Origin of the sequence: Pseudobutyrivibrio sp. (genome assembly GCF_015057185.1) — a bacterium.
Classification (GTDB): domain Bacteria; phylum Bacillota; class Clostridia; order Lachnospirales; family Lachnospiraceae; genus Pseudobutyrivibrio.
This window is the reverse complement of sequence record NZ_SVEV01000015.1, coordinates 26,463-42,738: the sequence shown is the minus strand read 5'-3', so window position 1 is coordinate 42,738 and position 16,276 is coordinate 26,463. Positions and strand designations below refer to the sequence as shown.

The window sequence follows — 16,276 nt, the reverse complement described above, 5'->3', positions numbered from 1 at the left end:
TATCCTGTTATCGCTTCAATGTATCGCCACTTTAAATGACTAAAGTGAGAAAATCCAACAAAATAGGAGCTGTCACTTTCCTAACAGCTCCATCGCTATTACTCACTTTTATGATTCAGTTGTTGAATCTTCATTTAATTCTTCAACCTCTTCCGAGAGTATTGTATCACTTTTTCTAACTTTTGCAATACTAATTAACTTAGTATTTTCTTTTAAATCTATTAACTTAACACCTGAGGTGATTCTGCTAAGAAGAGCAGTACCATCAACTGGTATTCTAATAATTGTGCCAGCTGTGTTAATAAGCATTACCTCGTCATCTTTTTCGACTGCCTTTGCACCGATAAGATTTCCAGTTTTTTCTGTTATCTTGTAACACTTAACACCCTTACCACCACGGTGTATTGTATTAAACTCTGTCATTAAAGTGCACTTACCAAGACCATTTTCTGAAACAGTCATGAGGCTTTCACCCTGAGAAATCATCTGCATTCCTATGATTTCATCATCAGCAGAAAGGTTCATACCGATAACACCCATAGTAGCACGACCTGTTGGTCTTACTTCTGTTTCACTGAATCTGATAGCCTGGCCATATTTTGTTACCATGATAACATCCTCGGCACCATCAGTAAGTTTAACCTCAATTAACTTATCATCATCTCTAAGAGTGATAGCAGTAAGTCCGTTTTTCCTGATATTCTCGTACTCTGTAATCTTTGTCTTCTTAACAAAACCATCAGCTGTTGCCATGAATAAGTATTTATCCTCGTGATAATCCTCAACAGGAATCATTGCTGTGATTTTTTCATCAGGCTGAAGCTGGAGAATATTAACAATTGCAATTCCTCGGCTAGTACGGCTTGACTCAGGAATCTCGTATGCTTTGATACGATATACACGGCCCTTGTTAGTGAAGAAGAGCAGGTAATCATGAGAAGACATCATAAGCATTTCAGTAACATAATCTTCATCGATGGTCTCCATGCCCTTGATTCCCTTGCCACCTCTGTGTTGAGCCTTGAAGTTGTCCTCATTCATGCGCTTGATGTATCCAAGCTTTGTAAATGTAACAACTGTATTTGTAACTGGAATCATGTCTTCCATGCTGATATCAAACTCATCAAATCCGATTGATGTACGTCTGTCATCACCATATTTATCAGCAATTTCTGTAATTTCTGTCTTGATTACACCAAGAAGAACCTTTTCATCTGAAAGAATCAATTTTAATTTTCCAATAAGAACCTGTAATTCGTTGTATTCATTTTGAATCTTGTCACGCTCCAAGCCTGTGAGAGCACGAAGACGCATATCTACGATGGCCTGTGCCTGAGCATCTGAAAGACCAAAACGCTCCATCAATGTAAGCTTTGCTGTAGCAACATCTTTAGAATTACGGATAATTTGAATTACTTCGTCAATATTATCAAGGGCAATAAGTAATCCCTCTAAGATATGAGCACGTTCCTCAGCTTTGTTAAGCTCGTACTTTGTACGACGTGTAACAACATCCTTTTGATGATTCAGATAGTGCTTAAGCATATCCTTAAGTCCAAGGATTTTTGGCTGATTGTCTACAAGAGCAAGCATAATTACACCAAAAGTATCCTGTAACTGAGTATGCTTATAAAGCTGGTTGAGAATAATATTAGGATTTACGTCACGACGTAATTCAATACAAATTCTCATACCTTCACGAGATGATTCATCACGAAGATCTGTGATACCATCTATTTTTTTATCCTTGTGAAGCTCGGCAATTTTTTCAATAAGACGAGCCTTGTTAACCATATATGGAAGCTCTGTAACAACAATTCTGCTCTTTCCATTATCCATTGGCTCAATTTCAGAAACAGCACGAACTCTAATTTTAGCTCTACCTGTACGATAAGCTTCTTCAATTCCGGCCTTTCCTAAAATTACACCACCTGTTGGGAAGTCAGGACCCTTAACTATATCAAGAAGTTCCTCGATTTCAGTGTCTCTATCTTCCTCAATTTGGTTATCAATAATTTTATTAACAGCACCAATTACCTCACGAAGGTTGTGTGGTGGAATGTTTGTAGCCATACCAACGGCGATACCAGTTGTGCCATTAACAAGAAGGTTAGGGTAGCGGGCTGGAAGAACTGTTGGCTCTTTTTCTGTCTCATCAAAGTTTGGCATGAAATCAACGCCATCCATGTCGATATCTTTACCAGTGGTGAATTTATCATCTTTGTAATTGATACCGAACATAGTCATGGAAATCTTTGAAAGACGTGCTTCTGTGTATCGCATGGCAGCGGCACCATCACCATCCACAGAACCGAAGTTACCATGTCCGTCTACAAGTGGATAACGTGTGTTCCACTCCTGTGCCATGTTGACAAGTGCACCATAAATAGAACTATCACCATGAGGATGATATTTACCCATTGTATCACCGACAATACGAGCACATTTTCTGTGAGGTTTGTCGGGACCATTATTTAATTCAATCATGGAGAAAAGAACTCTACGTTGAACTGGTTTTAATCCATCTCGGACGTCTGGAAGAGCACGAGATGCAATTACACTCATGGCATAATCAATGTAGCTTGTTTCCATGGTTGCTTTTAGATCAACATCATGAATATTATCAAAAATTTTGTCGTCCATCTTTTTCCTTTTTTCTTTCTACGGGCGAAGCCCGAAAATTTTTTGAAAAATTTAGATATCTAAGTTTTGTACGTATTTTGCGTTAGCTTCAATGAATTCACGTCTTGGTTCTACCTTATCACCCATCAAAGTAGAGAATGTAACGTTAATTTCAGAAGCATCCTCATCATCAATAACAACTCTCTTTAAGATACGCTTCTCTGGATCCATTGTTGTTTCCCAAAGCTGCTCAGCATCCATCTCACCAAGTCCTTTGTATCGCTGAATTTTGTTATTATTATCACGACCAACTTCTGTAAGAATATTATTTAATTCCTCATCAGAATATGCGTACCAGATTTTTTTATTTTTCTCCAACTTGTAAAGTGGAGGAGTAGCAAGATAAACGTAACCCTGCTTGATAAGCTCTGGCATAAATCTGTATAGGAAAGTAAGCATAAGTGTTGCAATATGAGCACCGTCAACATCGGCATCAGTCATGATAATAATCTTGTGATAACGAAGCTTTGTGATATCAAAGTCCTCATGAATACCTGTACCGAAGGCAGTAATCATAGCCTTAATCTCGGCATTACTATAAATTCTATCTTCTCTAGCTTTTTCTACGTTAAGAATTTTGCCTCGAAGTGGGAGAATAGCTTGTGTTGCTCGGCTTCTTGCAGTTTTTGCAGAACCACCAGCGGAATCACCCTCTACGATAAAGATTTCACAGTTCTTTGGATCCTTATCTGAGCAATCTGCAAGTTTTCCAGGAAGAGACATTCCTTCAAGAGCTGTTTTTCTACGAGTAAGATCACGAGCTTTACGAGCTGCATCTCTTGCTCGCTGCGCAAGCAGCGATTTTTCGCAGATACTTTTAGCAATTGTAGGGTTTTGCTCTAAAAACCATGTAAGTTGCTCTGAAACTATAGCATCAACAGCACCTCTAGCTTCTGAGTTACCAAGCTTTTGCTTTGTCTGTCCCTCAAACTGTGGTTCTTCAATTTTGATAGAGATGATAGCTGTAAGACCTTCACGAATATCATCACCCTCAAGCTGTGGATCAGAATCCTTTAAAATCTTGTTATCTCTAGCATATTTATTAAATACTTTTGTAAGAGCTCCTCTAAATCCAGTAAGATGAGTACCACCTTCTGGTGTTACGATATTATTAACGTAACTGTATGCTTGATCTTGGTATCCATCGTTGTGCTGCATAGCAACTTCAACGTAAATATTGTCCTTTGTACCTTCGCAATAAATAACTTCATCGTAAAGTGCTTCATTACCACGATTTATGTATTGTACAAATTCTTTAATACCACCTTCGTAGTGGAAGCTTTCTTCCTTTGGTTCTTCTTCTCTTGCATCTGTAAGAGTAATACGAAGACCCTTTGTAAGAAATGCTGTCTCACGAAGTCTAACCTTTAATGTCTTAAAATCAAAAATTGTAGTTTCGAAAATTGTTCCATCTGGCTTAAAAGTAACCTTTGTACCAGTTTTTTTTGGATCACATGTGCCAATTTCTTTAAGTGGATACATAGTTTTTCCGCGCTCATATCTCTGCTTAAAGATTTTGCCTTCTCTTTTTATTTCAACCTCTACCCAATCAGATAGAGCATTAACAACAGAAGCACCTACACCGTGAAGACCACCTGATACTTTGTAGCCGCCACCGCCGAACTTTCCTCCGGCATGAAGAACGGTAAATACTACTTCAACAGCAGGTATTCCAGCTTTACTGTTAATACCTGTAGGAATTCCACGTCCATCATCAATAACTGTTATCGAATTATCTGGATTAATTGTTACCTGAATATGGGTACAAAATCCAGCAAGTGCTTCATCTACTGCGTTATCAACAATCTCGTAAACCAAGTGATGAAGACCTCTTTCAGATGTAGAACCAATATACATACCAGGTCTTTTTCTAACAGCTTCAAGACCTTCAAGGATTTGTATTTGGTCCGCACCATATTCCTGATTAACTTCTTTACTCATTTAGTTCCTCCGTAATTAAATCTATAGAACCGTTTTTAACATTGTAAACTGTATTTAAACTAAATCTGTTTTTTATAAATTCATCGATACCAGTACAAGTAATAATTGTTTGAGTATCAACAAGATTATCTAGCAAATAGCTTTGTCTATTTTTATCAAGCTCTGATAAAACGTCATCTAATAAAAGAATTGGTTTATCATTAATTGTATTTTCAACTAATTTTATTTCTGAAAGCTTTAATGAGAGAGCACAAGTACGTTGTTGTCCCTGACTTCCATACTTTCTAATATCAATTCCATCAACTGTAATCTTAATATCATCTCTATGTGGACCAACAGAAGTCTGGCAAAATCTCATATCCTTTTCTTTGTTTTTAACTAATTCATCAAGAAAAAATATATCTTCGATGTTTGGCTCATAGCTAACATCTATATTTTCTTTGCCACCTGTTATCTTATAGTGGATATCTTTTACGATAATGTTGATATCATTAATAAATTCTTGTCTTCTTGTGATTATTTTTTTGCCATAATTAATAAGCTGCTCATCCCAAATTGAAAGAGTTTCTTTTAAATCTGGCTTATATACAATCTCTTTTAATAGAGCATTTCTTTGATTAAGTGCTTTATTATAATTTGATAAATCCGAAAGATAAATCTTATCAATTTGACAAAGCTCAGCATCCATAAATTTTCTTCTCTCGGAAGGACCATTTTTAATAATATTCAAATCCTCTGGAGAAAATAAAATTATATTAATTAGTCCAAATAAATCTGTTGCCTTTTTAATTGGAACTCTATTAATAGCAATTCCCTTAGATTTATTTTTTCTAAGATGAATATCAATTTGATAATCTCTTTCATTTTTTGAAATAATTGTTTTGATATGACTTTCTGTTTTATCAAACTTTATTATTTCTTTATCACGGCTCCCTTTATGGGATTTTGTAGTACCACTAATATAGGCAGCCTCTAAAATATTTGTTTTTCCTTGCGCATTGTCCCCGAAAAGAATAGTAGTATTTTCATCAAAAGTAATATTTAATGAATCATAATTTCTAAAATTTTCAAGTTCAATGGATTTAATTATCATTAGTTACTGTTACGCTTTCACCATTAAATTCAACAACATCACCAGGGTAAACCTTTTTACCACGGCGAGTTTCAACCTCGCCGTTATATTTTACAAGTCCTTCCTCAATGACTTCCTTTGCCATTGCTCCAGACTCTACTAAATTTGCTAACTTTAATAGTTGACCTAATTTAATAAATTCGTCTCTAATTTGAATAGTATCCATAATTCTAATTTGCTCCTGGATTATTGAAGTTTACTGGAAGTACGATGTAAATGAATGATCCATTATCGTCCTTAATAAAACATGGAGTCTTTGAATTTAACATATAAAGATTAATTTCTTCATCATCAATAACTTTGAGGGCATCCATAACAAATTTTGGATTAAATCCAATCATGATATCCTTGCCTTCTTTGTCAATATCAATATCCTCAGTCATATATTCGTTATATGATGATATTGAAAGTGACATAATATTATCTGATACATTGATAATGATTGGCTTTTTATCTCCTTCATGAACATAAGGAGTAGTACGATCAATAACTTCAAATAATTGCTTTTTATTAATTCTAATTTTTGTTTCGTAGTTATCAGAAAGCATCTGTTCGATTTTAAAGAACTCACCCTCTATAATTCTTGAAACAACAGTAGTTTTATCAAATTCAAATATGATGTGACTATCAGTAACGTAAATTCTTACTTCATCATCAATTCCACCATCTATAATTTTGATAATTTCATTAAGAGTTTTCTTTGGAACAATAACCTTAACATCACTTGTTGGATTTTTAAGTTCAACATTTCTAATAGATACTCTATGACCATCAAGAGCTACAACTTTAAGCTTGTTATCTTTAATTTCAAGAAGCTCACCAGTCATAAGTTTATTTGTATCATTATCAGCAACTGAGAAAATTGTCTGTCTTACAATTTCTTTTAATGTAAGCTGAGAAAGAGTAATAGCTTGATTTCTTTGAATTACTGGAATATATGGAAAATCATCACCTGGTTTACCAATGATTCTTTGTTTATTTCCAGCTTTTTCGTAACTAATAAATGTTTCAAATGAAGAGTTTGTTTCTATAGTAATTTCTGTATCAGGAAGCTTGCTAACGATTTTTGATAAGAAATTTGCATCAAGAGCAATAATACCTCTTTCTATAATTGTTCCATTTATGATTGTTTCTATACCTAATTCTAAATCATTAGCTGTAAGTTTGATTTCACCAGAAGATGCATCAATAAGAATACATTCAAGTATTGCCTTTGTTGTTCTAGTTGGTACTGCTTTAGAAACAATATTAACACCTTTATTAAGGTCTGCCTTTTGACATGTGATTTTCATTTTGATTGCTCCCTTTCTTAAAAATAAAAATAATATATTTAAAATTCTAAGTATTATTCTTATAGGCTGTGGATATGTATATAACTGTGAAACACCAGTATCTATACGTAAAACATGGAATAATAACTTCTAAAAAACTGTGAATTATCTATTGATAATGTATGGATAATTTGTGAATAAAAAATGGAGTAATTTTGTTTTGAAAAATTATCCTCATGATTTAAACAGCTTACTAACATGTTATCCATATTGTTATCAACAAGTTTTAAACAATATTAGTTTGGATTGATTTTCTTTTTTATTGTTTCAACTAGGTTTTTTGTGTTTTCATCCTTTTCAATTTCTTCACCAATTTTATTGGCTCCATGAATAATTGTTGAATGATCTCTACCACCTAGTAGTAATCCAATTGCCTGTAAAGAAGAATCAGTCATTGTATTACATAAGTACATGGCAATCTGTCTAGGTCTTGCTACATTATTAGATCTATTTTTAGATGCCATTTGATCTACAGTAAGATTGAAATGTTCTGAAACTACTTCAATAATTAATTGTGGAGTAATTTCTCTTGAAATGTTAGGAGTAATAAAGTTTTGTAATTCTCTTTCAGCAATATCCATTGTGATTTCACTTTTTTCAAGGCGAGAGAATGCAATAAGTTTATTTAAAGCTCCTTCGATTTCTCTAACGTTTGATTGAATATTTTCAGCAATATATTTTCTGATAGATTCATCAAGGGTAAATCCTTTTTCTTCTATCTTTTTATTAAGAATTGCCATTCTTGTTTCGTAATCTGGATAACCAATGTCAGCCATAAGACCCATATCGAATCTTGATTGGAATCTTTCATCAAGAGTTTCCATTTGTTTTGGAGGTTTATCTGATGAAATGACAATTTGTTTACCCATAGAATGTAAAGCATTGAAGGTATGGAAAAACTCTTCCTGAGTTGCTTCTTTTCCTATTATAAATTGAATATCATCTACCATTAGTACATCAACAGTTCGATATTTATCTCTGAACTTTTGCATTGCTGTAGCATTATTGGTAGTTCTCATGTTTTCAATAACTTCGTTTGTAAATTCTTCTGAAGTTACATATAAAATATGAGCATTTGGATTTTGTTTTTGAATGAAATTTCCGATGGCCTGCATCAAGTGAGTTTTACCAAGTCCAGGTCCTCCATATAAATAAAGAGGATTGTAGAATTCTCCAGGAGATTCAGCAACAAGTAATGCAGCTGATTGAGCATATCTGTTATTTCTACCTACGACAAAATTGTCGAATGTAAACTTTGGATTAATAGTTGAATTTCCAATACTTTTATTTTCGATTGGATGAATTTCTTCTATATTAATATGTTCAAGATTTTTTTCTTTTTTAATTTGATTAGCATTGTCTTGGGAAATAACTAATATTTCGTCGAATTTTGTTCCGGTGATTTCTGCTATTGTAACCATAAGTGGAGTAGCATATTTTCTAGTAACGTAACCTAATGTCATTTGATTTTGATCACCGTTGTATGTAAGATATAATTTATTATCTTCTATTTGAAATAATTCAAGAGGTTTTATCCAAGAATCATAAGATACATCTGTGATTGCATATTCATTCTTTAGATATGTAAGGATTTCATCCCATTTTTTAACAATTTCTTCCATATATTTTCCCTTTTATCCACATTTTAAACTATTTTATATTCTAAACTAAATAAGCCTTTTTAGCAATATTTACTATGAAATGGTGTAGGGGATTGTTTAAAACATAAAATGGCTTATTTTCTAAATTTGGGGCTTTAAAAATGAAATTATACTTATCCACAGCTATAAAATAAAGTTATCCACAAAATAATTGCCTATTTTAAGGTATTTTATTTGTTCAATGTGAATAAAATGAGAATAATTAACATTTATCCACAATGTTATCCACAGTATGTAGATAACATTAGAAAAATTTTTTGAGATTTTTTACTATATTTAGTATTTAACTTTTAGCATTATATTTAGATATTGTGTTTTTTAGTTATCCACAGTTACTTCTATATTTAATTAGTTCATTTTTTATTGACTTTATAAGATTTTCACTATATAATTTCAACTGATGTTTTCTCATAAAGAGGAGGTGGATATATTATGAAGATGACATATCAACCAAAAAAGAGACAGAGATCCAAAGTACATGGATTTAGATCTAGAATGAGCACAGCAGGTGGACGTAAGGTTCTTGCTGCTAGACGTGCAAAAGGAAGAAAGAAATTATCAGCTTAGGCCACAGACCATGTGGTCTTTCTTTCTATTTAAAGGAAAATAATTGTTATGGAATTTAGTGAATCACTTAAAAAGAATAAAGACTTCACTTTGGTATACAGACGAGGTGTGTCTAAAGCAAACCGCCAGTTAGTTATGTATATTTACCATAATAATACAGATCGAAATCGAATTGGAATTTCTGTTAGTAAAAAGGTTGGAAATTCAGTAGTTAGGCATCATTTGACGAGACTGATAAGAGAAAGTTATAGACTAAATGAAGAGATGTTCAATAGTGGTTTGGACATTGTAGTCGTTGTAAGAGAAGCTGCGGCATCTGCTAATTTCGCGGAGATTGAAAAATCTCTCCTTCATCTTGCAAATCTTCACAAGGTAACTCGTAAATAAAATGGAATCATCGTTTCTATTATGTTGAAGAAGTTATTTATATTTTTAATCAAGTTATATCAAAAATATTTGTCTCCAATGAAGACTACAAAGTGCCCATATTGCCCTACATGCTCAGCTTATGGTTTGCAGGCCATTCAAAAGCATGGGGCAGTTAAGGGTGGTGCACTTACTCTTTGGAGACTTGTTCGTTGTAACCCTTTTTCACATGGTGGTTATGATCCGGTTCCTTAAAAACTGGAGGTTTTACATTGAGCGAACTTTTATTAACCGCGTACAACGGTTCCATTCTTGGACCTATCGCTAAGGTTCTTGGATGGATTATGGACAAGATCTATATTTTACTTTCTAATATTGGAATTGAAAATATAGCTCTTACAATTATTGTTTTTACTTTTGTAATTTATATTTTGATGTTCCCTCTTACTTATAAGCAGCAGAAATTCGCTGTCCTTACTCGTAAGATGCAACCTGAAATGAAAGCTATTCAGGATAAATACAAAGGTAAAAAGGACCAGGCTTCTATGCAGGCTCAGCAAAATGAGACTCAAGCACTTTATGACAAGTATGGTATTTCAATGACTGGTTCATGTGGATACATGCTTATTCAGATGCCTATCTTATTTGCACTTTATAGAGTTTTCTATAATGTTCCTGGTTATATTACTTCTGTAAAGAATATTTTTTCTGGATTAGTTGATGGTATTGCTGCAACTGATGGAGCAGCAGAAGTTATGCAGACTATTCATGATACTTATGTAAAGTCTGTTACTTTTGATTCTTCTGCTACAGGTGATGCTTTAAAGAATTATTTTATTGATGTTTTATATAAGCTTCCTGATGCAGGCTGGGATGAGGTTATTTCAAATTTCCCTTCATTAACTGATTCAATTCATTCAGTTACTAGCGCGCTTTCACACATTAATTATTTATTTATTCTTAACATTTCTGATACACCACTCAATCTTATTAAGACTGCATGGTCAGATAATAAGAATTTTGGATTAATTATTGCAGCGTTACTTATTCCTATTATTTCTTATGTTTCTCAGATGATTAACATTAAGATTAGTCAGGTTAATTCAACGGCAGGTCAGTCTGATCAGATGGCTGCTCAGATGAAGACAATGAATCTTATGATGCCACTTATGTCATTATTCATTGCATTTACTGTTCCTGTTGGTCTTGGTCTTTATTGGATTGCAGGTGCTGTTATTCGTACTGTACAACAGTTCTTCCTTAACAAGCATTTTGAAAAAATTGATCTTGAGAGCATAATTGAAGCAAATAAAGAAAAGGCCGCTAAAAAAGCTGAAAAGCGTGGTATTCGTCAGGCTCAGATTTATGATGCAGCTCGTATGAATACAAAGAAGACTTTGTCAGAAAAAGCAAATCTTGTTAATGAAGATGCTGAGGTTCTAAAGAAGGCTGATGAATTTAGATCAAAAGCAGCTTCTGGTTCACTTGCTTCAAAGGCAAATCTTGTTAAAGAATTTAACGAAATGAATAATAAATAAGGGGGAATTAAATAATGGAATATATTGAGTTTTCGGGCAAAACCGTTGATGATGCTATTACTAATGCTACCGTAAAGCTTGGTGTTACATCTGATCAGATTAAATACGAAGTTATTGAAGAGGGAAGCAATGGTTTTCTTGGAATTGGTTCGAAAGATGCTTTAATTAAAGTAGTTATTTCTTCAGAAGAAGACCCTAAGGAAGTTGCTAAGGAATTTCTTGATGGTGTGTTCGAAGCTATGCAGCTTGAAGTTAACATTTCAATGGAGTTTGATGAAGCTGACAATACACTTTGTATTGATTTAGCTGGTCCAGAGATGGGAGTTTTGATTGGAAAACGTGGTCAAACTCTTGACTCACTTCAGTATCTTACAAATCTTGCTGTTAATCGTTCTTCTGAAAATTATACAAGAGTGAAAATTGACACCGAAGATTACAGACGTCGTAGAAAAGAAACTTTAGAGAATCTTGCAAGAAATATGGCTAGCAAAGTTAAGAGAACAAAGAAAGCTGTTACTCTTGAAGCTATGAATCCTTATGAGAGAAGAATTATTCATTCTGCACTTCAGAATGATAATAATGTAACAACTCATTCAGAGGGTGAAGAGCCATATCGTTATGTTGTAATTACTCTTAAGAAATAATTATTGATTTTTTAGGGTTAGTCTTTTATTTTTAGACTAACCCTTTATAATCTTTATTTTATATTTTTAATTATAAGGTTAATGCAAATATTTTATTTCTTTTTCTTGTAGTAGATTTCAATTATTGGAATTTATTCCAAGGTAAAGAATAGTTTGGAGGTATAAATGTACCAATCAGATACAATTTGTGCTATTGCAACATCATTAAATAGTTCTGGTATTGGAATTATCAGAGTTTCAGGAGAAGAATCCCTTACAATAGTGGATTCTATTTTTCGTGGAAAAAATAAATTAGTTGATTGTGATACTCATACTATTCAATATGGACATATTTATGATGATAATGAACTTATAGATGAAGTGCTTATAATGATTATGAGAGCACCTCGTTCTTATACAACTGAAGATACTATTGAGATTGATTGTCATGGTGGTATTTTAGTTCTAAAAAAAGTTCTTTCTTTATTAGTAAAAGCTGGTGCTCGTATAGCGGAGCCAGGAGAATTTACTAAGCGAGCTTTTTTAAATGGAAGAATTGATTTATCTGAAGCAGAATCTATTATGGATTTGATTTCTTCTAATTCTGAGCTAGCTATGAAAAATTCAGTTAAACAGCTTTCAGGTTCTTTGAAGAAAATTATTGATGGATTAAGAGATAGTATTATTTATGAAACTGCTTACATTGAATCTGGGCTCGATGATCCTGAGCATTATGATTTAACTGGTTATCCAGAAGAACTATCTATCAAAGTAAAAGAGTTGATTTCATCTGTCGATGGATTACTTGATTCATTTAATTCTGGTCATATTTTAAAAGAAGGAATTAATACACTAATTTTAGGAAAACCTAATGCTGGTAAATCTTCTCTTTTAAATACTTTATCTAGAAGAGAGCGTGCTATTGTTACAGATATTCCAGGTACCACACGAGATACCTTGGAAGAACAGATTACTATTAATGGAGTTTCTCTTAATATTATTGATACAGCTGGTATCAGAGAGACAGAAGATATAGTAGAAAAAATTGGTGTTGATAAAGCATTAGATTGTATAGATGATGCTGATTTGATTCTATTTGTTATTGATTCCTCAAGACCAATAGATGAAGCAGATGAATTTATCATGGATAAGATTTTTGATAAAAAAGTCATTATTTTGCTTAATAAATCTGACCTCGATACGGTAATTAGCGAGGAAGATATATGTAAAAAATATAATAAACCTGTTATTTCTTTCTCATCTGTTAGCTTAGATGGATTGAAGACACTTGAGTCTACTATTACTGATATGTTTTTCTCAGGTCAGGTTAAAACAGATGATACTTTGTATATTACTAATTCACGACAAGCAGCATGTTTATCAAATGCAAAGAATAGTCTTTTAAATGTTTTAACAAGTATTGATAATATGATGCCAGAAGATTTCTTTTCTATAGATTTAATGGATGCTTATAATTTCCTTGGGGAGATTACAGGTGAGACAATAGAAGATGATTTAGCAAATAAAATCTTTTCTGAGTTTTGTATGGGAAAATGATACAAAAAACTTTTGCGAAGCAAAATTTTTTGTGTCAGGAGCAATTTATTTGCAACAAAAATGATACATAAAAAGGAGTACTTATGTCACACGTTGAAGAATCCTATGATGTTGTTGTTATAGGTGCAGGTCATGCTGGTTGTGAAGCAGCTCTTGCTTCAGCTCGCATGGGTCTTAATACAATTTGTTTTACTGTTAGCATGGATTCTGTTGCATTAATGCCATGTAATCCAAACATTGGTGGTAGTTCAAAAGGTCATTTGGTAAGAGAGCTTGATGCACTTGGTGGACAGATGGGTATTAATATCGATCATACTTTTATTCAGTCCAAGATGCTCAATTCTTCAAAAGGACCTGCCGTTCATTCACTTAGAGCTCAAGCTGATAAATCTGCTTATTCTCTTAGAATGAGAAAAACAATGCAAGAAACAGAAAATCTTACATTAAGACAAGCAGAAGTTACTGAATTAATTGTTGAAGATAATAAAGTATGTGGTGTAAAGATTTTATCTGGAGCAACTTATCATTCTAAAGCAGTAATAATTTGTACAGGTACATATCTTAAAGCTAGATGTTTGTATGGTGATGTTATTGAACATTGTGGCCCTAATGGATTAAAGGCAGCAAACCATCTTAGTGATTCATTACTCGCTAATAATGTAGAATTAAACCGCTTTAAAACTGGTACTCCTGCAAGAATTGATGGTAATTCTATTGATTATTCTAAGATGGAAATTCAACTTGGAGATGATCCAGTTATTCCATTTTCATTTAGTACAAAAAGAGAAGATGTTCAGATTGAACAGGTTCCTTGTTATCTTACTTATACAAATGAAAAGACACATGAAATTATTAGAGCAAATCTAGATAGATCACCTATGTACTCAGGTGTTATTGAAGGAACTGGTCCAAGATATTGTCCTAGTATTGAAGATAAAGTTGTTCGTTTTGCAGATAAGAATCGTCATCAGCTTTTTGTTGAGCCTGAGGGACTTAATACTAATGAAATGTATATTGGTGGTATGAGTTCTTCAATGCCAGAAGATGTTCAGTACGCAATGTATAGAACAGTACCTGGTCTTGAAAATTGTAAATTTGTTCGTAATGCATATGCCATTGAATATGATTGCATCAAAGCAACTCAATTAAAAGCATCACTTGAGTTTAAAGATATTGATGGATTATTTGCTGCTGGTCAGTTTAATGGAAGTAGTGGATACGAAGAAGCAGCAGCTCAAGGTATAGTTGCTGGTATAAACGCTGCATTAAAGGTTCAGGGTAGAGAGCCTATGATCCTCGATAGAAGTAATTCTTACATTGGAGTTCTTATTGATGATTTGGTTACAAAGGAAACAAAAGAACCTTATCGTATGATGACTTCGAGAGCAGAGTATAGACTTTTACTTAGACAAGATAATGCAGATTTACGCCTCTCTAAAATCGGTTACGAGGTTGGTCTTTTATCAAAAGAACGTTATGATCATGTAGTTGAAAAGGAACGTTTAATTAATGAAGAGGTTGCCAGAGTTAAAGAAATTAACGTTGGTGCTCGTAAAGAAGTTCAAGCTCTTCTTGAATCATATGGAAGTATTCCTTTATCAAATGGAATCAAGTTAGTTGATCTAATTAGAAGGCCTGAACTGGATTATGATAAGCTTGCTCCTATTGATCCAGAGAGACCAGACCTTTCAGATGAAGTCAGAGAAGAAGTAAATATTTATATTAAGTATGAAGGATACCTTACAAGACAGGAAAAACAGGTAAAACAATTCAAAAAATTGGAATCTAAAGTTTTGCCACAAAATATAAATTATGAGGAAATTCCTAGTTTGCGTATTGAAGCAAGACAAAAGTTATCTAAATTACGTCCTGCTAATATAGGACAAGCATCTCGTATATCTGGAGTTAGTCCAGCTGATATTTCTGTACTTTTAGTTTACTTAGAAACTTTTAAGGGTTAGTTTTAAGGGTAGGATTTAATTAAACATCAAGTTTAATTAAATCTGTATTAGCAATACATTTTATGTAATAAAATGTATTGTCCCCTGAAAGGGGATTAAAATGCAGTTTTCTTTTACTGCATTTTAACCTACTTCTATATACCCTTGAAACATATCATTTTTTTGAAATAGGAGATTTATGAGTAGAGATTATTCATATTTAGTAGATACTTTATCTACATGGAATTTTACTTTATCGGATAAAAAGATACAGCAGCTTGATTTATTTTATGAATTATTAGTAGAAAAAAATAAGGTAATGAATCTTACTGCTATTACTGAATTTGATGAAGTAATTGTAAAGCATTTTGCTGATAGTTTATCTATATGTTCTGTACTACCAAGTGATGTAGAAAATATTTGTGATCTTGGAACAGGTGCAGGGTTTCCTGGTATTCCTATGGCTATTGCTTATCCTGATTTAAAGTTTACACTTATAGATTCACTTAATAAACGTATTAAGTTTTTACAGGAAGTAGTAGATGCTTTAGGTTTAAATAATGTAACACTTATACATGCCAGAGCAGAAGAGGCTGGCAAAAATAAAATATACAGAGAACAATTTGATTTAGTGGTTAGTAGAGCAGTAGCTAATATATCTACTTTATCAGAGTATTGTTTACCACTAGTAAAAGTTAATGGATATTTTATTAGCTATAAGTCAGGTGATATTACTGAAGAGATAAATGCTTCAGGTTCAGCTATTAAGAAACTTGGTGGTTCCATGAATAAACCAGTTTATTTTAAATTGCCTAATACAGATATTAATCGTTCCTTTATTATCATTAATAAAGAAAAGAATACTCCAAAGGCATATCCAAGAAAAGCTGGAACACCTAGTAAGGAACCACTTAAGTAATGGTTTCACATGAAACAGA

General features: G+C 33.0%; 14 protein-coding genes. 8 read left to right on the top strand and 6 right to left on the bottom strand.

Annotated elements, in window-relative coordinates; all coding sequences use genetic code 11:
• Positions 1-108: 108 nt before the first annotated feature.
• The 6 genes from gyrA to dnaA all read right to left on the bottom strand — a co-directional run bounded on the left by gyrA (position 109) and on the right by dnaA (position 8,708).
• Positions 109-2,643 carry a DNA gyrase subunit A gene (gyrA, locus tag E7276_RS07620; protein WP_294215834.1) on the bottom strand — a complete coding sequence of 845 codons (2,535 nt, stop codon included), beginning with the start codon at positions 2,641-2,643 and terminating at the stop codon, positions 109-111.
• Positions 2,644-2,694: 51 nt separating this feature from the next.
• The gene (gene gyrB, locus E7276_RS07615; protein WP_294215831.1) at positions 2,695-4,623 is read right to left on the bottom strand and encodes a DNA topoisomerase (ATP-hydrolyzing) subunit B; all 1,929 of its coding nucleotides are present in this window, start codon (positions 4,621-4,623) and stop codon (positions 2,695-2,697) included.
• On the bottom strand, positions 4,616-5,716 hold the full coding sequence (gene recF, locus E7276_RS07610) for a DNA replication/repair protein RecF (protein WP_294215829.1): 1,101 nt from the start codon (positions 5,714-5,716) through the stop codon (positions 4,616-4,618). The genes gyrB and recF overlap by 8 nt, the downstream gene beginning before the upstream one ends.
• Positions 5,706-5,921 carry a S4 domain-containing protein YaaA gene (yaaA, locus tag E7276_RS07605; RefSeq protein ID WP_294215827.1) on the bottom strand — a complete coding sequence of 72 codons (216 nt, stop codon included), beginning with the start codon at positions 5,919-5,921 and terminating at the stop codon, positions 5,706-5,708. The genes recF and yaaA overlap by 11 nt, the downstream gene beginning before the upstream one ends.
• Before the next feature lie 4 nt (positions 5,922-5,925).
• Positions 5,926-7,047 (bottom strand): DNA polymerase III subunit beta, encoded by a 1,122-nt coding sequence (dnaN, locus tag E7276_RS07600; protein WP_294215824.1) that lies wholly within the window; start codon positions 7,045-7,047, stop codon positions 5,926-5,928.
• Between the two features lie 275 nt (positions 7,048-7,322).
• Positions 7,323-8,708, bottom strand: coding sequence for a chromosomal replication initiator protein DnaA (gene dnaA / locus E7276_RS07595; RefSeq protein ID WP_294215823.1), 1,386 nt, complete (start codon positions 8,706-8,708; stop codon positions 7,323-7,325).
• A 471-nt stretch (positions 8,709-9,179) separates the two neighbouring features.
• Between dnaA and rpmH the strand changes: the two genes are divergently transcribed.
• The 8 genes from rpmH to rsmG all read left to right on the top strand — a co-directional run bounded on the left by rpmH (position 9,180) and on the right by rsmG (position 16,257).
• A complete protein-coding gene (gene rpmH, locus E7276_RS07590; protein WP_015550658.1) occupies positions 9,180-9,314 on the top strand; it encodes a 50S ribosomal protein L34 in 135 nt (44 codons plus the stop codon).
• A gap of 48 nt (positions 9,315-9,362) precedes the next feature.
• Positions 9,363-9,701 carry a ribonuclease P protein component gene (rnpA, locus tag E7276_RS07585; protein ID WP_294215821.1) on the top strand — a complete coding sequence of 113 codons (339 nt, stop codon included), beginning with the start codon at positions 9,363-9,365 and terminating at the stop codon, positions 9,699-9,701.
• A gap of 21 nt (positions 9,702-9,722) precedes the next feature.
• A complete protein-coding gene (yidD, locus tag E7276_RS07580) occupies positions 9,723-9,935 on the top strand; it encodes a membrane protein insertion efficiency factor YidD (protein ID WP_294215818.1) in 213 nt (70 codons plus the stop codon).
• A gap of 17 nt (positions 9,936-9,952) precedes the next feature.
• Positions 9,953-11,218: a YidC/Oxa1 family membrane protein insertase gene (locus tag E7276_RS07575; RefSeq protein WP_294215816.1), complete on the top strand. Its 1,266-nt coding sequence runs from the start codon at positions 9,953-9,955 to the stop codon at positions 11,216-11,218.
• Positions 11,219-11,232: 14 nt separating this feature from the next.
• The gene (gene jag / locus E7276_RS07570; RefSeq protein WP_294215815.1) at positions 11,233-11,862 is read left to right on the top strand and encodes an RNA-binding cell elongation regulator Jag/EloR; all 630 of its coding nucleotides are present in this window, start codon (positions 11,233-11,235) and stop codon (positions 11,860-11,862) included.
• Between the two features lie 165 nt (positions 11,863-12,027).
• Complete coding sequence (gene mnmE, locus E7276_RS07565; RefSeq protein WP_294215814.1) at positions 12,028-13,398, top strand: tRNA uridine-5-carboxymethylaminomethyl(34) synthesis GTPase MnmE; 1,371 nt, start codon at positions 12,028-12,030, stop codon at positions 13,396-13,398.
• Between the two features lie 83 nt (positions 13,399-13,481).
• Complete coding sequence (gene mnmG / locus E7276_RS07560) at positions 13,482-15,359, top strand: tRNA uridine-5-carboxymethylaminomethyl(34) synthesis enzyme MnmG (RefSeq protein ID WP_294215812.1); 1,878 nt, start codon at positions 13,482-13,484, stop codon at positions 15,357-15,359.
• A 178-nt stretch (positions 15,360-15,537) separates the two neighbouring features.
• The gene (rsmG, locus tag E7276_RS07555; RefSeq protein ID WP_294215809.1) at positions 15,538-16,257 is read left to right on the top strand and encodes a 16S rRNA (guanine(527)-N(7))-methyltransferase RsmG; all 720 of its coding nucleotides are present in this window, start codon (positions 15,538-15,540) and stop codon (positions 16,255-16,257) included.
• Positions 16,258-16,276: the final 19 nt, after the last annotated feature.

Coding starts and splice junctions, on each gene's coding strand:
- mnmG (WP_294215812.1), top strand. CDS start 13,482: ATGTCACACGTTGAAGAATCCTATGATGTTGTTGTTATAGGTGCAGGT.
- recF (WP_294215829.1), bottom strand. CDS start 5,716: ATGATAATTAAATCCATTGAACTTGAAAATTTTAGAAATTATGATTCA.
- jag (WP_294215815.1), top strand. CDS start 11,233: ATGGAATATATTGAGTTTTCGGGCAAAACCGTTGATGATGCTATTACT.
- rsmG (WP_294215809.1), top strand. CDS start 15,538: ATGAGTAGAGATTATTCATATTTAGTAGATACTTTATCTACATGGAAT.
- dnaA (WP_294215823.1), bottom strand. CDS start 8,708: ATGGAAGAAATTGTTAAAAAATGGGATGAAATCCTTACATATCTAAAG.
- yaaA (WP_294215827.1), bottom strand. CDS start 5,921: ATGGATACTATTCAAATTAGAGACGAATTTATTAAATTAGGTCAACTA.
- rpmH (WP_015550658.1), top strand. CDS start 9,180: ATGAAGATGACATATCAACCAAAAAAGAGACAGAGATCCAAAGTACAT.
- gyrA (WP_294215834.1), bottom strand. CDS start 2,643: ATGGACGACAAAATTTTTGATAATATTCATGATGTTGATCTAAAAGCA.
- gyrB (WP_294215831.1), bottom strand. CDS start 4,623: ATGAGTAAAGAAGTTAATCAGGAATATGGTGCGGACCAAATACAAATC.
- dnaN (WP_294215824.1), bottom strand. CDS start 7,047: ATGAAAATCACATGTCAAAAGGCAGACCTTAATAAAGGTGTTAATATT.
- yidD (WP_294215818.1), top strand. CDS start 9,723: ATGTTGAAGAAGTTATTTATATTTTTAATCAAGTTATATCAAAAATAT.
- mnmE (WP_294215814.1), top strand. CDS start 12,028: ATGTACCAATCAGATACAATTTGTGCTATTGCAACATCATTAAATAGT.
- rnpA (WP_294215821.1), top strand. CDS start 9,363: ATGGAATTTAGTGAATCACTTAAAAAGAATAAAGACTTCACTTTGGTA.